13 protein-coding genes are annotated in these 17,745 nt (G+C 44.9%); 7 read left to right on the top strand and 6 right to left on the bottom strand.

Annotated features, from left to right (window positions below; genetic code table 11):
• Positions 1-40: 40 nt before the first annotated feature.
• From B3N33_RS05665 to B3N33_RS05655, 3 genes are read right to left on the bottom strand one after another with little or no spacing between them, the layout of a single operon-like run.
• Entirely contained in the window at positions 41-1,048 is a 1,008-nt protein-coding gene (locus tag B3N33_RS05665) for a M48 family metallopeptidase (protein WP_292592438.1), read from the bottom strand.
• A 5-nt stretch (positions 1,049-1,053) separates the two neighbouring features.
• A complete protein-coding gene (locus B3N33_RS05660; protein WP_214059851.1) occupies positions 1,054-1,617 on the bottom strand; it encodes a LemA family protein in 564 nt (187 codons plus the stop codon).
• A 24-nt stretch (positions 1,618-1,641) separates the two neighbouring features.
• On the bottom strand, positions 1,642-2,430 hold the full coding sequence (locus tag B3N33_RS05655) for an HAD-IIA family hydrolase (RefSeq protein ID WP_099830908.1): 789 nt from the start codon (positions 2,428-2,430) through the stop codon (positions 1,642-1,644).
• A gap of 61 nt (positions 2,431-2,491) precedes the next feature.
• Here B3N33_RS05655 and B3N33_RS05650 point away from each other — a divergent pair, with 61 nt between their 5' ends.
• From B3N33_RS05650 to B3N33_RS05625, 6 genes are all read left to right on the top strand, one after another.
• Positions 2,492-4,093: a DUF2207 family protein gene (locus B3N33_RS05650; protein WP_214059849.1), complete on the top strand. Its 1,602-nt coding sequence runs from the start codon at positions 2,492-2,494 to the stop codon at positions 4,091-4,093.
• 116 nt (positions 4,094-4,209) lie between these two features.
• The gene (locus tag B3N33_RS05645; RefSeq protein WP_099830910.1) at positions 4,210-4,449 is read left to right on the top strand and encodes a glutaredoxin family protein; all 240 of its coding nucleotides are present in this window, start codon (positions 4,210-4,212) and stop codon (positions 4,447-4,449) included.
• A gap of 113 nt (positions 4,450-4,562) precedes the next feature.
• A complete protein-coding gene (galK, locus tag B3N33_RS05640; RefSeq protein WP_292592436.1) occupies positions 4,563-5,663 on the top strand; it encodes a galactokinase in 1,101 nt (366 codons plus the stop codon).
• A 71-nt stretch (positions 5,664-5,734) separates the two neighbouring features.
• On the top strand, positions 5,735-6,736 hold the full coding sequence (locus tag B3N33_RS05635) for a Gfo/Idh/MocA family protein (protein ID WP_292590129.1): 1,002 nt from the start codon (positions 5,735-5,737) through the stop codon (positions 6,734-6,736).
• 7 nt (positions 6,737-6,743) lie between these two features.
• A complete protein-coding gene (locus B3N33_RS05630) occupies positions 6,744-7,886 on the top strand; it encodes a trans-sulfuration enzyme family protein (protein WP_292590128.1) in 1,143 nt (380 codons plus the stop codon).
• A gap of 202 nt (positions 7,887-8,088) precedes the next feature.
• The gene (locus B3N33_RS05625) at positions 8,089-9,867 is read left to right on the top strand and encodes a glycoside hydrolase family 36 protein (protein ID WP_292590126.1); all 1,779 of its coding nucleotides are present in this window, start codon (positions 8,089-8,091) and stop codon (positions 9,865-9,867) included.
• Positions 9,868-9,938: 71 nt separating this feature from the next.
• Here B3N33_RS05625 and B3N33_RS05620 read toward each other — a convergent pair whose 3' ends face one another.
• Both B3N33_RS05620 and B3N33_RS05615 read right to left on the bottom strand, forming a co-directional pair.
• A complete protein-coding gene (locus B3N33_RS05620; protein ID WP_214059837.1) occupies positions 9,939-11,984 on the bottom strand; it encodes a glycoside hydrolase family 13 protein in 2,046 nt (681 codons plus the stop codon).
• Positions 11,981-12,910: a DMT family transporter gene (locus tag B3N33_RS05615; protein WP_292592434.1), complete on the bottom strand. Its 930-nt coding sequence runs from the start codon at positions 12,908-12,910 to the stop codon at positions 11,981-11,983. The genes B3N33_RS05620 and B3N33_RS05615 overlap by 4 nt, the downstream gene beginning before the upstream one ends.
• A gap of 115 nt (positions 12,911-13,025) precedes the next feature.
• Here B3N33_RS05615 and B3N33_RS05610 point away from each other — a divergent pair, with 115 nt between their 5' ends.
• The gene (locus tag B3N33_RS05610; protein ID WP_292590123.1) at positions 13,026-15,494 is read left to right on the top strand and encodes a hypothetical protein; all 2,469 of its coding nucleotides are present in this window, start codon (positions 13,026-13,028) and stop codon (positions 15,492-15,494) included.
• On the opposite strand, the gene B3N33_RS05605 is transcribed toward B3N33_RS05610, so the two are convergent.
• The gene (locus B3N33_RS05605; protein WP_292592432.1) at positions 15,483-17,732 is read right to left on the bottom strand and encodes a TIM-barrel domain-containing protein; all 2,250 of its coding nucleotides are present in this window, start codon (positions 17,730-17,732) and stop codon (positions 15,483-15,485) included. The two genes, B3N33_RS05610 and B3N33_RS05605, sit on opposite strands and share 12 nt — an antisense overlap.
• Between the last annotated feature and the right edge of the window lie 13 nt (positions 17,733-17,745).

Here is a 17,745-nt window from a genome sequence, read left to right as displayed (position 1 = left end):
TCACTTCTTTGCGTGAATACATTGGGAGGAGTGCTGAAGATCAGATATAGTCGGAAAGCTCCGCTTCAATTTCCGTCAGTGTCTTGTTTTCAAGTATTGAAATTCTCATCGCGATCGGAGGATGTGTGCTCCACAAGGATGCGAAGAAGGAGGTCTTATTGTTTATCCTCCTCTTCAAAGGATCTGATATGAATAGATGAGCGGTCGCCACATTTGCTGTCTGGAGTTTCGCAGAACTCGTTGCGATCTTTCGGAGAGCTCTCGATAGTCCTGCGGGATTTCTAGTCAATTCGACGGCTCTCGCATCAGCAAAGTATTCTCTTGTTCTCGAGACAGCAAGCAACGAGAGTCTTCCAGTAAAGGAGAAGAGTGCGCCAAGCCCTGCAACTGCCGCAAGAAAAGCGATTATAGGCAGAGCAGAGTTGTCGTTCTTCTTTGAGGAGCGTTTTGACCTTGTAGCCGCTCCAATAGCGCCAAACCGCAGGTAAGTGATAAGTGCCCTAAAGGCAAGCAATTGAACAATCACAACCGCACCAAGAAGCGCAGAGATCAGCGTCATAAGGAGAACGTCCTTATTTACTATGTGACTAAGTTCGTGGCCGATTACGCCGGAGGTCTCCTCACGATCGAGATTCTTCAAAAGTCCGCTAGTTACGCAAACGACGGAATCTTCTTGTCTCCTTCCGGTAGCGAATGCATTGATAACCAAGTCATCATCAATCACAAATACATCCGGAGGTTTCCCCATTCCAGCTGCAATTGAGAGTTCATCTACGATGTTCTTGAGCTGTCGTTCCTCTGGATCGTTCATTTTGAGAGGGCGCGCTTTTACTGATTTCAAGACGATCTCTTTTCCTGAGGAGAGAGAAATAAGAATCTGTATTAGGGCAACGGAGAGGAAAACAAGAGTGAATATAGGTAGAATACCGAAGATCAAGTCTATTATCAGGCCGAATGCAACCATCATGGCAAGAAAGACCATCACGAGAATGATGGTCTTTCTGACATTCTTCCTGCCTTCTTCGTAGAAATCTACTGTAAAAGACATAGCTCTCAGAAGGAAAGATCTACTTTGGGAGCTTCTTTTTCGGCCTCTGTCACTTCAAAGAGAGGAAACGATTCAAATTTACCCCCAAAGAAGCCAACAATGGCGTTATTCGGGAAGATCTCGATCTTTGTATTGAACTTGGTAGCAGAATCATTGTAGAACTGTCTTGCGTAAGAGATCTTGTTCTCGGTACTGGTCAATTCTTCCATCAGCTGTGATACATTTGTGTTTGCTTTCAGATCAGGGTAATTCTCGACTACTGCAAGCAGTCTACCGAGCGCGCCGCCAAGTTCTTGTTCTGCCTTGATCTTGTCTCCCACACCTTGAGCTGAAACAGCTTTTGCTCTCGCTTGCATTACTTTTTCCAGAGTTTCCTGTTCAAATTTCATGTAACCTTTCACAGAGCTAACAAGGTTCGGGATTAGATCATGTCTTCTCTTGAGCTGAACATCGATCTGCGACCATGCATTTTCGACCCTCTTTTTTAGGGTGACTAAATTGTTATATACCCCGATGAGCCATAGAGCTAAGACAACAATAATTCCAATTACAACGAAAAGGATGACCATTCAATCACCTCCAACTTATGGTAATTATACAGTATTATCTTTGTCAATCATCGCTGCTAGTGATCCGGTGTTCTGCACAACTCTGTAACTATGTGTAACGGGTATCATATCTTCGGTCGTTTCTCCCGATAGAACAAGGTAGGTGTCAACTCCCGCTCTCAGTCCGCACTCAATATCTGTGTAGAGCCTATCTCCAACCATAACCGTCTCTTCAGGTGAGCAACCGAAGTCTTTCATGACCATATTGAGTATCGTTGGATCCGGCTTTCCGACTATTTGATCAGGTTTACGACCCGTAGATGTCTCGAAGAGGCTAATAAGACTTCCAACATCCGGTACAGGGCCTTCTTCGGTAGGGCAGTTAATATCGGGATGACTTGCAATGTATGGAACACCTCTTCTTATGAAGAGAGCGGCCTTCCTGATCTTTTCGTAAGTAATCTCTGTGTCGTATGTCAGAACGAGAACATCAGGATTACTTTCATCGAGGACTATCCCCTTATCTAAAAACATCTTCCGGACTGAATGCGTTGACAACAGATACACCTTCTTGCCAGGAAAGCAGTTCTTGAGGAGACTTACAGTAGCCTCCCCGGATGTGTAGACCTCGAATAGTCTCCTTTCGATGCCCATTTTCACCAATTTTCTGATATATTCTTCAGGAGTACGTGATGAATTGTTGGTTAGAAACACGAGTCTTGAATTGTGTCTGTAGATGGCCCTGGCGAAATCCAGACTGCCTGGTAAAAGATGCTCGCCCAGGTAGAACGTTCCATCCATATCTGAAACGAAGAGTCTTTTGTGTTTGAGCATCTCTTCCTCCATTTTTCCAGCTGTTTTCATATGCAGAGTATAATACAAAGGGTGAGATGAAATGAAAAGGAAATTCGAAAGAAAGTACTTCTTTATCATATTCATGATAGTCAGCGGATTTTTTATGTTCATTGCCTTAGGAAATGGCTTCTGGAGGGAATCAGCTCCCTACAAGATCGATTCGGTTGAAATCAACGCCAGACTGAATGATCAGGGGGAGCTTCTCGTTGAAGAGCTTTCAGTTTACACGCTATCTCGCAACAACAGGACAGCGACTAAGAAACTCCATTTATCATATCCCTCGGTTCTCAACTCGTATTCTATTGAGGTTTCCCAGGGAACCGGTGTTGTCAGAGAGATATCGTCATCTCCCGGCGGCTTCGATGCGAGGATCTTTCTTGAACAAGAAGTCACCCAGTTTCTGATGACAACTGAATACAGTTTATCCGGTGTTGTCGAGATAGGAACGGATATCGCCGTGTTGAGCTATAGATTCTGGGAACCAAACTCAGATGCCATGACCAGAGACATCTCTCTTTCCATAGAGTTACCCGAGGCCATAATCTCTAGGATAACAAAGGACGATATCTCTGTCAGGCCCTATAAAGAAGCCAGGGTGGAGATAGAAGGAAACTCCGTGAAGCTTCGAATGAAATCTGTTCTTTCAAATGCATCGGGCGAAATCAAGATCTCGTTTCCAAAAAACATTGCCAGTACTATGCCAAACGCGGTGAGTACAACCGTAAGCAAAAGTTCGATTCGCAAGGAACACGAGATAGCCATGTTCCAGCAGGCTTTTCTTTCGGGTTTGATCGGGTTTCAGATAGCAGTGCCTTTTTTCGTCTTATTCTTCACGTTTGTCCTTTTTGGAGTCGAGCCTCAGGTTAAGTCGGAAATTGGTTATAGAATCTACGATGTACCGGGCTATATTCTTAATGCAGTAATAAGGAATCCATTCCAGGAAGTGGATCACAACGGCTTCCTTGCAACGATTCTTGAGATGCACAACAGCGGAGAGATATTTATCGGTGAGAATTCTATATCCGTGAAGGCAACTCATAATGGAATCCCAACGCAGCAGCAATGGGCGCTTCAGGCCATCAAGTCTCTAAAGAGAAATGAAGACGGTTCAATAGAGATTCCTGATGCTGAAAACAACAGCGTTTCGCTCAACGAATTCAGGGAACATTATAGTCTTTGGCAGAAGAATGCGATGCGCAGCGTGAAGTCAGGAAGATTCTATGAGTACCTCGGTTCTACGGTCATGTCGGTTTTTTCGATCTTCTACTTAATCATCTGGTCCATGATACTGAAGTTTGTCTTTGGAAACTGGCAGATATACCTCTCCTTTCCAGATGAATCTCTCGTGCTGTCAATAGTTCTCTATGCAGACTGGTGCCTGGGATGGCTTCTTCTAGTTGTCCCGAAGAGGATTTTCGCAAGATGGACGCCTTCAGGGAGACTGTTCTATATGGAATGGAAGAAGTCAGAGAAGGATCTTCTTTCAAAGCCCTCGCTTAACAACGATGATTTGTCAAAGCTTGTAGCTATGGGGCATCTGCAGAATCTGATTGCCAACAGACAGAAGGTAAACGAACAACAGCTTTCAGTACTCCGCCAACTGCAGAAACTCGAACTGCTTCTTGATAAAGCGAAATCCTGATAACTTCTCCCGAATGAATACATGTCTCCCTAAATCGAGCAGTTGACAATTGTAGCAGAAATATTCTATAATTTACTTACTAATACCCCTAGGGGGTAAATGGAGGTGTGGATTTCATGAGCGCAAAGGTAGTTGTATATTCTACTCCCACATGTCCCTGGTGCAAGAGAGCAAAGGACTATTTCAGGGCAAACGGAATTGCTTTTAAAGACTATGATGTAAGCAAGGATAAAGCCAAAGCGGAAGAAATGGTCAAGAAGAGTGGGCAGATGGGTGTTCCGGTGATAACAATAGGAAGCCAGGTTATTGTAGGATTTGACAAGGGAAAGATAGACGGCCTTCTGGGTATCCATTAACTGAAGAAGCGATTTCACGGCGGGCATTAGCCCGCTTTGTTTTTTTGTCAACGGGGTGCTATTCTCTCAATATAGAGCAAAAAGCATATATGTACATTGCTGGAGGTGTTGAGTTGAAGAGGTACTTTGTTGCGCCTGGTAGGATTAATATCATTGGAGAGCATACTGATTACAACGAAGGGTTCGTAATGCCAGCCGCGATTGACAAATATGTTCTTCTGTCAATTGAGAAGAATGGTAACGGTCGGATTCACCTGAGCTCCATGGGAAGAAAACCGGTGTCATTCGAAGAAAGTGTTATTGAAAAGACAGGTGACTGGAGCGATTATCTAAAAGGAATAATCTGGATCTTGAAGAATAAGCTTGACGCCAAGTTCGGGGGAATGGATATTGATATTCGCTCCAGCCTTCCTGAAGGAGCAGGTCTCTCGAGCTCTGCCGCTTTAGAGGTTGCCTTGATAGTAGCACTGAACTCGGTTTTTGATCTAAAGCTCAGCGAAACTCAGTTGTACAATTATGCTCAGGAAGCAGAGAACGATTTTGTCGGAGTCAAGTGTGGAATTATGGATCAATTCACGGCGGTAATGGGACGTAGGAACAAGGCGATATTCCTTGATACTCTCAAGATGCAATATGAGTATGTCCCCCTGGAACTGGGCGACTATACGCTTCTTGTGTTCGATTCAAAGGTACATCATTCTCTTTCAAGAGGCGCGTATAATTCAAGAAGAGAGGAAGCACGAAAGGCTCTTGAGATTCTTGGCAGGAGTAGCTATCGCGAAGTTTCAATGGTTGATCTGTTTCCGAACAGAGGAAAAATGGGTGATCTCTATTATAGACGAGCTTTGCATGTTGTTTCAGAGAACATGAGGGTTCTGGAGTCAATGAAGATTCTATCAAACTCGAATTTTGAAAACCTTGGCAGGCTTCTCATACAATCTCATGAATCTCTGGCTCTTGACTATGAGGTTACTTGTGAAGAGACTGACTTCATTGTTGATACGCTTAGAGAGATGAAGGGCGTATCGGGTGCAAGAATGATTGGAGCCGGGTTCGGTGGATCGGTACTCGCCCTTTGTGAGAAAACCGAGGAGAATAAGATAGTTGAAGTGGTGAAAACGAGATACAAAGAGAAGTTTGCGATAGATATCGATTGTTACGAAGTAAGACCCTCGGATGGCGCAAGGGAAGTTGAAGCCTCTTTCCCTTTGTGAGAAAGAAAGTCTGACTTAAATGGACTTATCCCAGTTCTGTTGCTTTGAACGGTTTTGCGAAGGAGGATGATATGAACATTAGACTAGGCGTTGTAGGAGCGGGAATCGCCTCAAGGGAACTTCATCTTCCCGCCTTAATGGAGCTGAAAGATCTATTCACAATTACTGCTGTAAACAGCAGAACAAGAAAGAAGGCTGAGGAGTTCGCCGATCTCGTTGGAGGTAAAATCAAAGTCTTCGATTCTTATGAAGAGATTCTTTATTCCGATGATGTCGATGCGATTGTCCTTGCAGTGCCAATTGCCCTCAATCCCGAAATGATCGTAGCTGCGAGAACGGCGGAGAAACCAGTTATTTGTGAGAAACCTATTGCCGCGTCGGTGAAAGAAGGACTTTCTCTGTTGAATCTTCCGGGGAATTCACCTGTCTACATCGCAGAGAATTACAGACACATAGAAGTTTACACTAAGGCTTCCGAATTTGTGAGGGAAGGAAGGATCGGCAAACCAATCATATTCAGTTGGCTCAAATGGGTAGATTTCGGACTGGATAACAAGTATGTTCAGACTAAGTGGAGGCAAGCCCCGAAACATGTGGGGGGATTCATTTCTGACGGTGGCGTTCATGACATTGCGGCCTTGCGAAAAATCCTTGGGAATGTGAGAGAAGTTAGCGGATTTTCAGAGAAGAATCTCGATTATCTTGGTGCGGAGAACTCAGTGGTCTTCAATATGACACTGGGAGACGGAGTGATTGGGAACTACTCGGTTGTATATGGTGCTCCAGCCACTCTTAACAGACTCGAGATCGTTGGAACAGAAGGCCTGTTGCGTGTTGACAAGGATGAAGCGACAATCGAAATCGAGGCTCACGGTCGAGAGAAATTCTACGCAAATAACAGTGATGGATTCGTTGAGGAATTTGCTGATTTCTACAGAGTCATTAAAGGTCAGAAGAATTCTCTCGGCTCTATTCGGGAGGCAATCCTTGATCTGGCGACCGTTGAGGCCGGATTGATTTCTGCAAATGAGAAACGAGTAGTGATTGTGGACTCATTGATAGTGGAGAGTTGATGGGAAGATGACTGGCTTCAATACTAGAGCTATTCATAGTGGCGAAGAGCAAAAAGTTTGCGACGCCGTAACAACTCCAATTTTCCAGACTTCGAACTTCCTGGCAAATGACGACAAGTATCTCAGCGAAACCTCAGAGACCTTATATACAAGGGTCGGAAATCCGTCGATAGGAGTTTTAGAAAGGAAGCTGTCCGATCTTTTCGGAGGAAAAGGCGGAGTGTTCTTTTCATCGGGAATGGGCGCTATCACTACGGTATTTCTCACTTTTCTCAAGTCAGGGATGAACTTGGTGATTTCGAAAAACGTTTACGGAGGGACTCAGAGTCTTATCGCGGAACTACCCGGCATGGGAGTAGAGGTCAGGAGATTTGACCAGTCAAAGTTAGAAGACCTTGAGAATCTTGTCGACTACAATACCGCTATCGTGTATGTTGAGTCAATGGCAAATCCGAACCTGGTCTTATCGGAAATCGAAAACATATCAAAGATAACAAAGAAGAGCGGAGCGCTTTTGATAGTCGACAATACATTTCTGTCTCCCTACAATTTTAGGCCGCTTGAACATGGTGCCGACGTAGATATCCAGAGTCTGTCTAAGTATGTGAATGGCCATTCCGATGTCATTGCGGGCTTTGCCGCCTTCAGCGAAGGCGATTCTGAGAAGCTTGTTAGACAGAAAATGATTAGGTTGGGCACGAATGGAGCTCCATTTGATGCTTTTCTGGTCAGTCGTGGAGTGAAGACTCTTGGTCCCAGAATGGAACTGCATAATAAGAACGGGGAAGAAGTAGCGGTTTTTCTCTCGAAAAGTCCAAAAGTGCGTAGAGTCTCTTATCCTTCTTTGATGAACACTAAACCTAGCTGCTTTGCAGATTGCAAAGGCTTTGGGGGAGTCGTGTATCTTGAGCTGGAGAATCTGGAAAAAGCGAAAAGATTCATAAGAAGCAGCAAGCTCTTTCTAGAAGCAACAAGTCTGGCCGGAGTCGAATCACTTGTCACGATACCTGTTCTCACCAGTCACTCTTCATTTACAGATGAACAGCTTAGTGAAGTGGGTCTATCCAAAGGAGGGGTAAGGCTTTCGGTGGGGATCGAGGATGTTGAAGATCTTCTGGAAGATCTAGGTGCAGCTCTTGAAGCAATCTAGGAGCAACCAAGAAAATGAATGATTCTGTTCTTTGTACCTGCCCCGAGAAAGAAAGGAACCCGGCGTCTGAAAGAGCAAGAAAAACCGACAACCAGAATTGGAGTCATAAACGTCTTTCCTCTCAGCATCAGTAATGAAACCGCGATTCAACTTGTTTTCTTGTTGGCCTATAATAGACAACAAGGTTGTGAGGTGATTTGAAGTGTTGAAGATAAGAATCGCGGGAATAGAGGAGCTGTTCCTTAGCAGCGCGAGAGAGTTCAAGATAGAGAGAGAAAACCTTGTCCTTATCTATGGCTTTTCAAACCTTCCAGACTCATCGGGAGTTTTGCTCAGAGTCTCAATTCGCAACGAAGATCCCTCTCCTAAGAAAGTTGGCAAGATCGATCTAATCGAAATCCAGGATGTTAGTGAGCCCGTTTACTACAACAACTGGCAGTCATGGTTCCCATTCAAGGCTTACTGGGAGCGACCATTAGTGGATTCGTTTGTTCAGTACGCAGATTCTCAAGGAATAAGTCTCTTTGCCGCCTCCCCAATACCTGAGCTCCTTAGGAAAGGGCAAAGACCTAGTGATTACTTCATTGCCACCGACGAGCTCCTTGTAGGTTTTGTCTCGAATCAATTCACTCACCAGTATTTCCTATGGGACGATGAGACCTTGAGCATCATTGGTTCAGTGGATCTCTTCGGTACTGAACTTGCATCGGGCGAGTCAATAGAACTCGAAGAGATGGTTATTCTTGGTAATAAAAGCCTCTGGACTATGCTTGAAAAGTATGCTGATCTCATAAAGCAGAGTAATGAGGTTGAGTTTAATGAGTTTGAAGGGATAGGTTGGTGTAGTTGGTACCATTACTTCACCGACATAACTTTCGATGAGTTGTCGAAGAATGTGAAGCTTCTTGCCGAAATTCGAGATCGCGAGAAAATCGATTACAGACTGGTTCAGCTTGACGATGGTTACGAAAAGGAAATAGGCGACTGGCTGACGACCAACTCCAAATTTCCGGACTTGAAAGAAATCGCTTCTGAAATTAGGGGAAAAGGCTTCAAAGCGGGACTGTGGATAGCCCCATTTTCTGCTTCCGAATCCTCAAGGCTGTTCAACGAGCACAAAGAATGGTTTGTAAAGAACAGTGATGGCAATCCCAGAGTAGCATACAGAAATTGGAATAAGCAGATTTTCGCTCTTGACACGACTAATCCAGAAGTTCTACTTCACCTCGAAAGGCTTATAAAGACAATAAGGAGTTATGGCTTTGACTATTTGAAAATAGATTTTCTCTTCGCTGGTGCGATTCCTGGAGGGCGCTTCAACGAATTCTTAACACCGGTTGAGGCGTATAGAAGTGGAATGCAGACAATTAGAGCTGCTGCCGGAGATGATTGCTTCATTCTTGGCTGTGGAGCTCCTCTGCTTCCCTCAGTAGGTTATGTTGATGGTATGAGAATCGGGTCCGATACTGCGCCCGAGTGGAATGGGGAAACGATGGATATAGGAGTTCCGAGCGCAAGGTACAGCTTGAGAAATGCCTACACAAGGTCCTTCATGCACCGCAGGCTGTGGCTGAATGATCCCGATACGATTGTTTTGAGGAACTGCGGACTTACCGAAGAAGAGAAGCGAGTATTTGCATTATCTGTGGGTTTACTTGATGGAATGATGCTTACCAGTGATGACATGTCTCAGGTTGGCCGCGACGGGATTTCTTTGCTCATGGAAGCGATGCAGCTTAGGGGAGGAGAACCCAGGGTCTTCCTTGACGGCATGAACGGAGTCTTCGCAACCTGTACGAGAAATGCACCCGTCTATGACGTCACCTCTTTCGTGAATCTTACCGATACACCTCGGCACTCAATTAAGCTCAAGAAGATGTATCAGGATTGGTCAGGCGTAATTCCTTCCGTTATGGAAGTTGAACTACCTCCCCGAAGCATATGGATAGAAAAGCGAGAAGCACGAGAAGGTTTAGAATGAGCCGCCTGAATCAACTACCGACAATAACCTCGGTTATGGTTGAATAGTTGACGGGACTTTAGAACTCGATATCAAGAGTTGTCGGCAGAAGCCAGTTCACCGCTCTCGTTCCTAACAAGAATCCAAACTGTTATAGCAGGGATCTCTACTGTGTGCTGATCAATTACCAGTATTCTTCCGGAAAGATACTCAAAGAATTCGCCACTTGTCGAAGGACTGAAGGAGACGCTTTCTCGTGATGGATTAACTACAACAATTACTTCATCCTGATCGTTCCATCTTCTGTAAGAGAGAACGGGGCCACTGGTTGTCATGACTTCATATTCTCCGGTACGAAGAGATTCGTGAGACTCTCTAAGCTCTGTTAGCTTCTTGTAGAATTCGTAGATTTCCCAGTTCCATCTCTCTTCGTCCCAGATCATGGGAGCTCTGTTCTCCGGATCCTTTCCCCCCTTCATTCCGATTTCGTCTCCGTAGTAAATTACAGGGCTGCCGATGAAAGTCATCTGAATTGCCACTGCTATCTTCAGAAGATCAACCTGATTGAAGGCAAGGGTAAGAATTCTCTCGGTGTCATGGCTGTCGAGAATGTTCCAGAGAGAATGCAGAGTCTGAGGCGGATAAGCGTTGAGATACAGATTAGTCATAGCTGCGAACTTTGCAGCAGAGTTTCCCGCTCTGAAAACATACTCCACAACCGCATCCTTAAAGGGGTAGTTCATAACCGAATCAAAAGACTTGCCTCTAAGCAGTGCTCTGGCGTCTCCCCAAAATTCCGCGACAAGCAATTTTTCTTTGTCTAACCCCTTCACAAGTGGTCTGAAGAAATCACTCCAGAATAGAGGGTCAACTTCCGTTGCAACATCGAGACGCCAGCCACCGATTCCTTCAAGATCGTACTTGCGTACAAGTTGTTCCACGTAAGCCTGCCAGCCTTCGTTGAGGCTGTTTATCTTAGGCATATATGCGTAGCCGTTCCATCCCACATATGTCATTGCCCTATCCTGGATCTTCCTTATTGGAAAGCGTTTGACAAAATACCAGTCCTTGTAGGGGGAAGTCTCCTCTCTTTCACGGAGATCTTTGAAGGCGAAGAAGTCGTAGCCGGTATGATTGAAGACTCCATCCAGAATCAATTTGATGCCAGAATCTTCTGCCAGTGAAATGAGCTCCTCGAAAACATAGTCGTCGCCGAAATTGTCATCGATCTTCAGGTAGTCTTCAGTATCGTACTTGTGACTCGAAGGGCTTTCAAAGATCGGGTTCAGGTATATCGCATTTACTCCCAGCTCAAGAATGTGATCGAAACGATCGATGATCCCTTTGAGGTCTCCTCCGAAAAAGCCATCGCCGCCGAGGTTGGCGAAAACAGGATCAGAATTCCACGGCTGAACTCCAACAGGATCGTTTCTGGGATCTCCATTTGCGAATCTCTCAGGAAAAATCTGATAATAAACGGCTCCCTTTGACCATTCCGGAAGATCAAAATATGTTATGGGAAGCCTATCTTTCTCGAAAATGAATGGAAGACGTAACTCTTGGCACAGTCCGAGAGAATCGAGGACCACTGAGTTGTCTCCATCCTGTATCTCGAAGTAATACTCCAAGTTTTCAACTTTTATCCTGTCTGTACGATAAAAGCTATCTTTGCCGAAGTCGCGTAGATACTCTAGATTGTAGCGATTCCCATCGACAATGAGGCTGAGCTGATAAGTAGTTCCAATAGGAAGTGAAACGGCAAAGTAGAATTCATTTTCGTTTACCGGGTTGAAGTAATCTCTGTCGCCAACACTGTGTCTGGCAAAGTCTTGCAGGTCTCCAAGGTTTTCTACTCTTAACACTGATAGTTCTGCTCCATCTTTGTACGACTTGTCAGGATTCCTTTGGTCAAGAAAAGTCGCATCTTCTGTGGAATAGTAGTAATGATAGAGACCTGGCTCAATATTAACTTCTGCTGACCACCAATTGTTATCGAGTCGAGACATATTCAGTTCCAGTGAACTCTCAATGATCACTACTGAGGGTGTTGAATCTGCAGTAGTAAGAAAGGATACTCCTCTGGCAATTGTCATTGCCAAGACGAAAACCGTAGTAACGACGCTCTTCATTTTCATCATTTCGACCCCTCCTTGATTTTCCTCTTCGACAGCGCGTTGGCCCCCCATACTCCGAAGAGAATAAGAGCTACTCCAAACATCTGAATTGGTCCGAATCTTTCTCCCCTGAAAATCACGCCTGCGAAAAGAGATACAACTGTTGAAAGGTAGACAAAGACGGTTGAGCGCGATGCTTCAAGCTTGGACAGCATGAAGTTGATCAAGAAGAATGCTCCGACCGACGATAATGTGCCGAGGTAAAGCGCAGCAATGGCGACACCAGGCTGAGCAATTCCGCCGATATAGAACAAAAACTCTCCTCTTGACAAAGACAATATAAGTGCGATTACGGTGAAAGAGATGAAGCCCATCGTCATCATATGATATGTGATCTCCCATGAACTAAACCTGACAGAGGCTTTTCGCGAGAGAATGTTATAGAAGGCTGCCGAGATTGTGCTGCCTATCAAAATGATCGGCCCCAGTGGACTGCTTCCTGAGGAAATCCCCTTTCCGGCGGTTATCAAAGTTATGCCAAATAGCGCAGTCACAACTGAGATTATCTGAGGAGCGGCAAGTCTCTCCTTAAGAAATATCCTGGCGAAAATCAGTACGAATATTGGAATTGTCGAAAGGAGTATTCCAGCTTCGGATGAAGTGGACAAAGAGACCCCAACATTTTCGAAGATGAAGTACATGACCGGTTGAACAAGGCTGAGAAGAAGAAGGTCTTTAAAAACTGCTCTGTAGGGTCTGATTCTGACGATACCAAACAATCTAAACAATGAAATAGTCAGAAAGGCAACAGAAAATCTGTACGAAAGAAAGTACATGGGATTTGTATATTCAAGTGCGTTCTTCGTAAATAGAAAGGAAAGACCAAAGATAACTGAAGAACCGATTCCTGCAAAATATGCCAAGAGCCTATCTCTTTCAATCTCTGCCATAAAGCACCTCAACCAATAATAGCACTGCGATGAAGTAACCGGCAACCTTAGGGCCTTGTCGCCTTTGCATAGTCTATAATAGTAGTGATCTCCTTTTCAAGAAGGCGGTGTTGTTTTGTTCAGAAGATATATTCTGTTTTTTGTTCTGCTGATTTCGGTCATCGTAAGTGGATATTCATTCAGAGATCTGGACTGGTTGAAGCATGAATCAGAGCACTTTGTTTATATATACCATAACGAAGTGGCCGGTTCGGTTTCCCAAATTGAAGAGATTGCAGAAAATACCTTCCTTGGCTTGAGTGAATTGTTCGGAAACCCTTTCAGAGACAAGATCTCCATATTGATCGGAGGCTATGAGGATCGGTCAAACGGTCTGGCAAATCCAGTCATGGAATCAATCTACATAATGACGATCGGTCTCGACTATCCCTACAGAAATGACGGCTTCTGGTTGGAAGAAGTGATCGCTCACGAACTTAGTCATCTTTTTCAGATGACCGCAACAACTCAAGTTGGAAACTTTCTGAGAAACTATTTCTCAAGACTTTACCTTCCTAACGCCCTTCAGCCCATGTGGTTCACCGAAGGCTTTGCGCAGTTAGGGAGCGAACTTATTGGAGACCTTTATGAGTACGATTACAGACGCTTGCCTTTTCTTTGGGATCAACTTGACAGAGAGGACCCCTTTCTCGAGGAGACCGTAGTATCCGGTCACAGCGGCATCGGGGGAGAGGCCTATTACAATTACGGCTATGCGTTCCTGACATTTCTATATGAGACCTATGGCTTTGAAAGCATTCAGGAATTGGTCAGGATAAAGTCGGGGATTCTTGGATTTGCCGGAATTGATTTTTCTTTTGAGAGAGTATATGGTAAAAGCTATCAGGAGCTAAAGGCGGAGTTTATCGATTTTGAATCGGAAAAGTGGAAAGGAGTAGAGACTCCATCTATCCACAGACTCTCTTCGGATATCGGGGAATTTGTCAGTCACTACAGATCAAAGACCTACGCGAATAGACTGTATTATATTGGGTTTGATAGAGAGCAAAGATACTACACGCTATATAGGGAAGACACCGAAATTCTCAGAACCAGCATGGAGATCATTGATTTCGCTGTTTTTGAGAATGAAATTGCATTGTTGCTTTTTGAGAAGGAAGTCTCCGAAACAAGGCTTTACTTCTTCAGGGAAGGAAGGCTTGAGCGAACGAAGTACTCCCACCTTGTCGGAATCGATTTCGCCGGAAAAGATCGTCTAGCAATTCTGAGGAATAGTTTGGGGACTATGTCTGTGGAAATCCTCTCACTTCGAAATGAAAGGGTGACGACGATATTCGCGGCAATAGACCCGGAAATGCAGATCACTAGCGTCAGAGCATCTCAAGATGGTGCGCTCGTAGCGTTCAGAGTCAATATGCGCGGAAACAAGTATATTGCATTCTACTCATCGGGTTTCGATGCCCCTTTAATGTACAAAATCGATAAGGACTTCTCACTTGGAAGCTGGACTTCAGGCGGATTTCTTATTTCGGTGGAGAACGGATTTGGCAGCAGTGTTTATCTTGTCACATCTGAAGGCGAGATGACAAGTCTTGCCACCTTTCCCAGGTACGTCAGAGATCCTGCCAGAACAAGAGAAGGAATTGTGGCTGTCGGTCAGGTCAAGGGAAACAAGTTGTTGTACTCAGTTGAATCAAAGACCACTGAGTTCAAGCTCAAGGAAACGAGTGTTGAGATGCGAGTTCCTGAGCCATTAGAAGGCGAGAAATACGAAGGTTTCACAAGTTGGAGATTTGTGTCTCCCATTCCTTACAAGGGTCTGTCTTTGCTTTTTTCCGATCTTACATTTCACAACCATCTGATTGCCGGTGGATCTTTCGACTTTGGGACAATGCTTCCGAGCCTCCACCTCGAACTGTGTAGTATTGACTACACGCCCGTTGATTTCACCCTTTCGTTCGAGTTTTCGGATCTCAATGTCGAAGCTTCTTTGGAGGCTTATCGTCAGTATGTCATTAATCCCAAACTTGCTTTCGGCTGGAAGGCCGAGCTCAATTATCCCCTGCAAGTCTCGGGATCAATTAACGTTGTTCTTCAGGATTCATCTGTGCTTTACGGGGGTCAGGCATCACTGAAGACGAATATTGCCGTTAGGGATACGCAGACGGCAACTTCAAATCTTGTGGACGTGGGGATAAGAGTCGATTTTGACTGGAAGAAAAACGGATTTGCATTAGATTCAGCTATCTTTTCTAGGGTGACTTTCGGAGAAGATCCATCTCTAGTACCGGTTGAGCTATGGGATTTCAGGGACGATTCCAACATAGTCGTTGGCCTTTCAATCTCGTCTGACTACACTATTTCGAGGAGAGGGTTCAATCTTATTAATCTTGTTCACCTTTCTGAGGAAGGAATTGGAGCGAAGATCGATACGTTGATAGGAAGGAGCTTTTCCTGGAGACTGGCTATATATAAGTTTGAGACGGTCTACCTTTACGCAGCTTACCCAATGAAAATAAAAGCAGGAATCATGCTTGAAAGCATGAGACTCCTGCCCTACATAGATTTCGCACTACTTTACTAGAACTTCACAACCCTCAGGAGAATCCTGCACGCTCACAGTGTACAGCCTTTCTCCGTTGTGAACTTCGAATGTCAATGATCTCTCTCTGCATTTGAAGCTACCTGTTTTGGGTAGAACTTCAATTCTAATTCCATCTGTACAACTGCGCACAACTATTTTCTTCAAAGAATATTCGCCGGTTTCGTGAGCGTTGCTAATTCCGTCGTCTTCATACAGTTCAAACTCCGCATAATTCTTAACAAAACCTATGATTCGAAGATCTCCCCAGGATCCGCTCTCAACAAATTGAGAGCTGCAGGTAGTAACGACCAAGGAGTCCTCCTTCAAGAAATAGGGAATGGTATCTAAAGGAGCCTCTGTCCAGACATGGCCTGAAGCGAATGCTCTCTTCGTGTTAAGATCTAGCCATTCTCCTTCTGGAAGATAAACGTGCCTACCCTTTGAATTCCTCTGGTAAATGGGAGCAACCATGATAGACGGACCTATCATGAACTGATCGTCGGCGTTATAAGTTTCCCTGTCTTTGGGCCAGACAATCGGGAGGGGTCTAATCATTGTCATTTTTCCGTCGGCTGACTGCTTATGAATTGTGTAGAAATAGGGAAGCAATGAGTAACGAAGCTCTATTGCCTTCTTAATGAGCCTCTCCACCTCGCTGTCGAAGGCCCAAGGTTCCTGTCTCCTCGTTCCAATGGCACTGTGATTCCTGAAGAAGGGAAGAAAGGCCCCCAGTTGAGTCCATCGTACAAGCAGCTCTCCGCTACAATCGCCGCCAAAGCCGCCCACATCGCAACCAACAAAGCTTACTCCTGCAAGCGAAATGGATTGGATTAGCCTGATTTCGCTTAGCAGCTGTTCCCAACTACTCTCGTTATCGCCCGTCCAAAGGATCGCGTATCTTTGAATGCCGGGATATGACGATCTAGTGATAATGAAGGGTCTTGAATCGGGCCTGCTTTTCCTTATTCCCTCGAATGCTGCTCGAGCCATATTGAACCCATAGATGTTTCGTACCTTTCTATGCAAGTGAGCGATCCCATTATCATCAGTCTGAACAAAATCCTTCCCGTAGTCGTAGTACTTCTTCTTTGAGGCAATCCTCGCAAAAAGGAATTCCGTTTCAATTCCATTGTCATCTATTTCGGTTGCAAGCTGTTGTAGCTCTTTGAGCAATTCAGGTGTGTAGAAAATCGAGGGCTCATTCATGTCGTTCCAGAAGCCAGAGACTCCGTCCTTCAAGAGCCTGTCATAATGTTCTCCCCACCAATTTCTCGTAGCAGAGTTCAGGAAGTCCGGGAGTCTGGATTCTCCAGGCCAGACTGCAGGTCTAAAGGGGGTACCATCTTCCTTCTTGCAGAAGAAGTCACCCTTGAGGCCATCCTCATAGATGTCGTAGTTTTCAACTGCCTTAACACCCGGATCTACTATTGAAATGATCTTAATGCCCATATTAGATAGTCGTTCTATCATTGACGACGGATTGGGGAAGCTATTCTCATCCCAAGTGAATACCTTATAACTGTCCATGTAGTCAATATCCAGATGTATTGCGTCGCATGGTATCTTTTTGTTCCTGAGATTTTCCGCGATTTCAATAACGGATTTCTCATCTCCATACGACCATCTTGACTGATGATAACCCAAAGCCCAGGCGGGTAAGAACAAAGGGTTCCCGGTTAGTCTGAATAGGTCTCTTATAGTCTCATGTGGGCTCTCAAAGAACATGAAAAGACTAAAACCATCGCCTTCTATATCGATTTTCAGCCTGTCTCGCGTTTCGAAGCCTACGTCGAATCTGGAGTATCCCGGGTGATCTAGAAAGAAGCCGATCTGTCTCCTGGCTGAAGCTATATAGAATACTGGAAGCGTTGAGTAAAGCCTTTTCTTTGAGGGAGAATGATCAGGTTCATCGGTATTGTACATCTCATAAACTGCGCCCCTTTTGTTGAGAGGGCCGATCGATTGTCCGAGTCCAAGAACTGCCTGGTCGTCATGTAGTTCGATTTTAATACTGAATCCATCTGTCGTTTCTACAATCTCCATCTCGTTGAAGTCCTGCGATGAGGATCCTTCTAGCCCGTGCAGCCTCAACCCTTGGAAGAGATGATTTGCCACGTCGCTGTCCAGTTCTTCTGCAGGCGCGGTCAATACCGAATCAGTTTCGAACTTCGTCTTTCCCTCTCTTTCAACTTCCATTTTGATTACTGAATCGAAATAGCGAAAGAATCGTTTCCTCAAAGCAGCGCCTCCA

The organism is Mesotoga sp. UBA5825 (genome assembly GCF_002432955.1).
Taxonomy (GTDB): domain Bacteria; phylum Thermotogota; class Thermotogae; order Petrotogales; family Kosmotogaceae; genus Mesotoga.
This window is presented reverse-complemented; position numbering and strand designations above follow the sequence as displayed.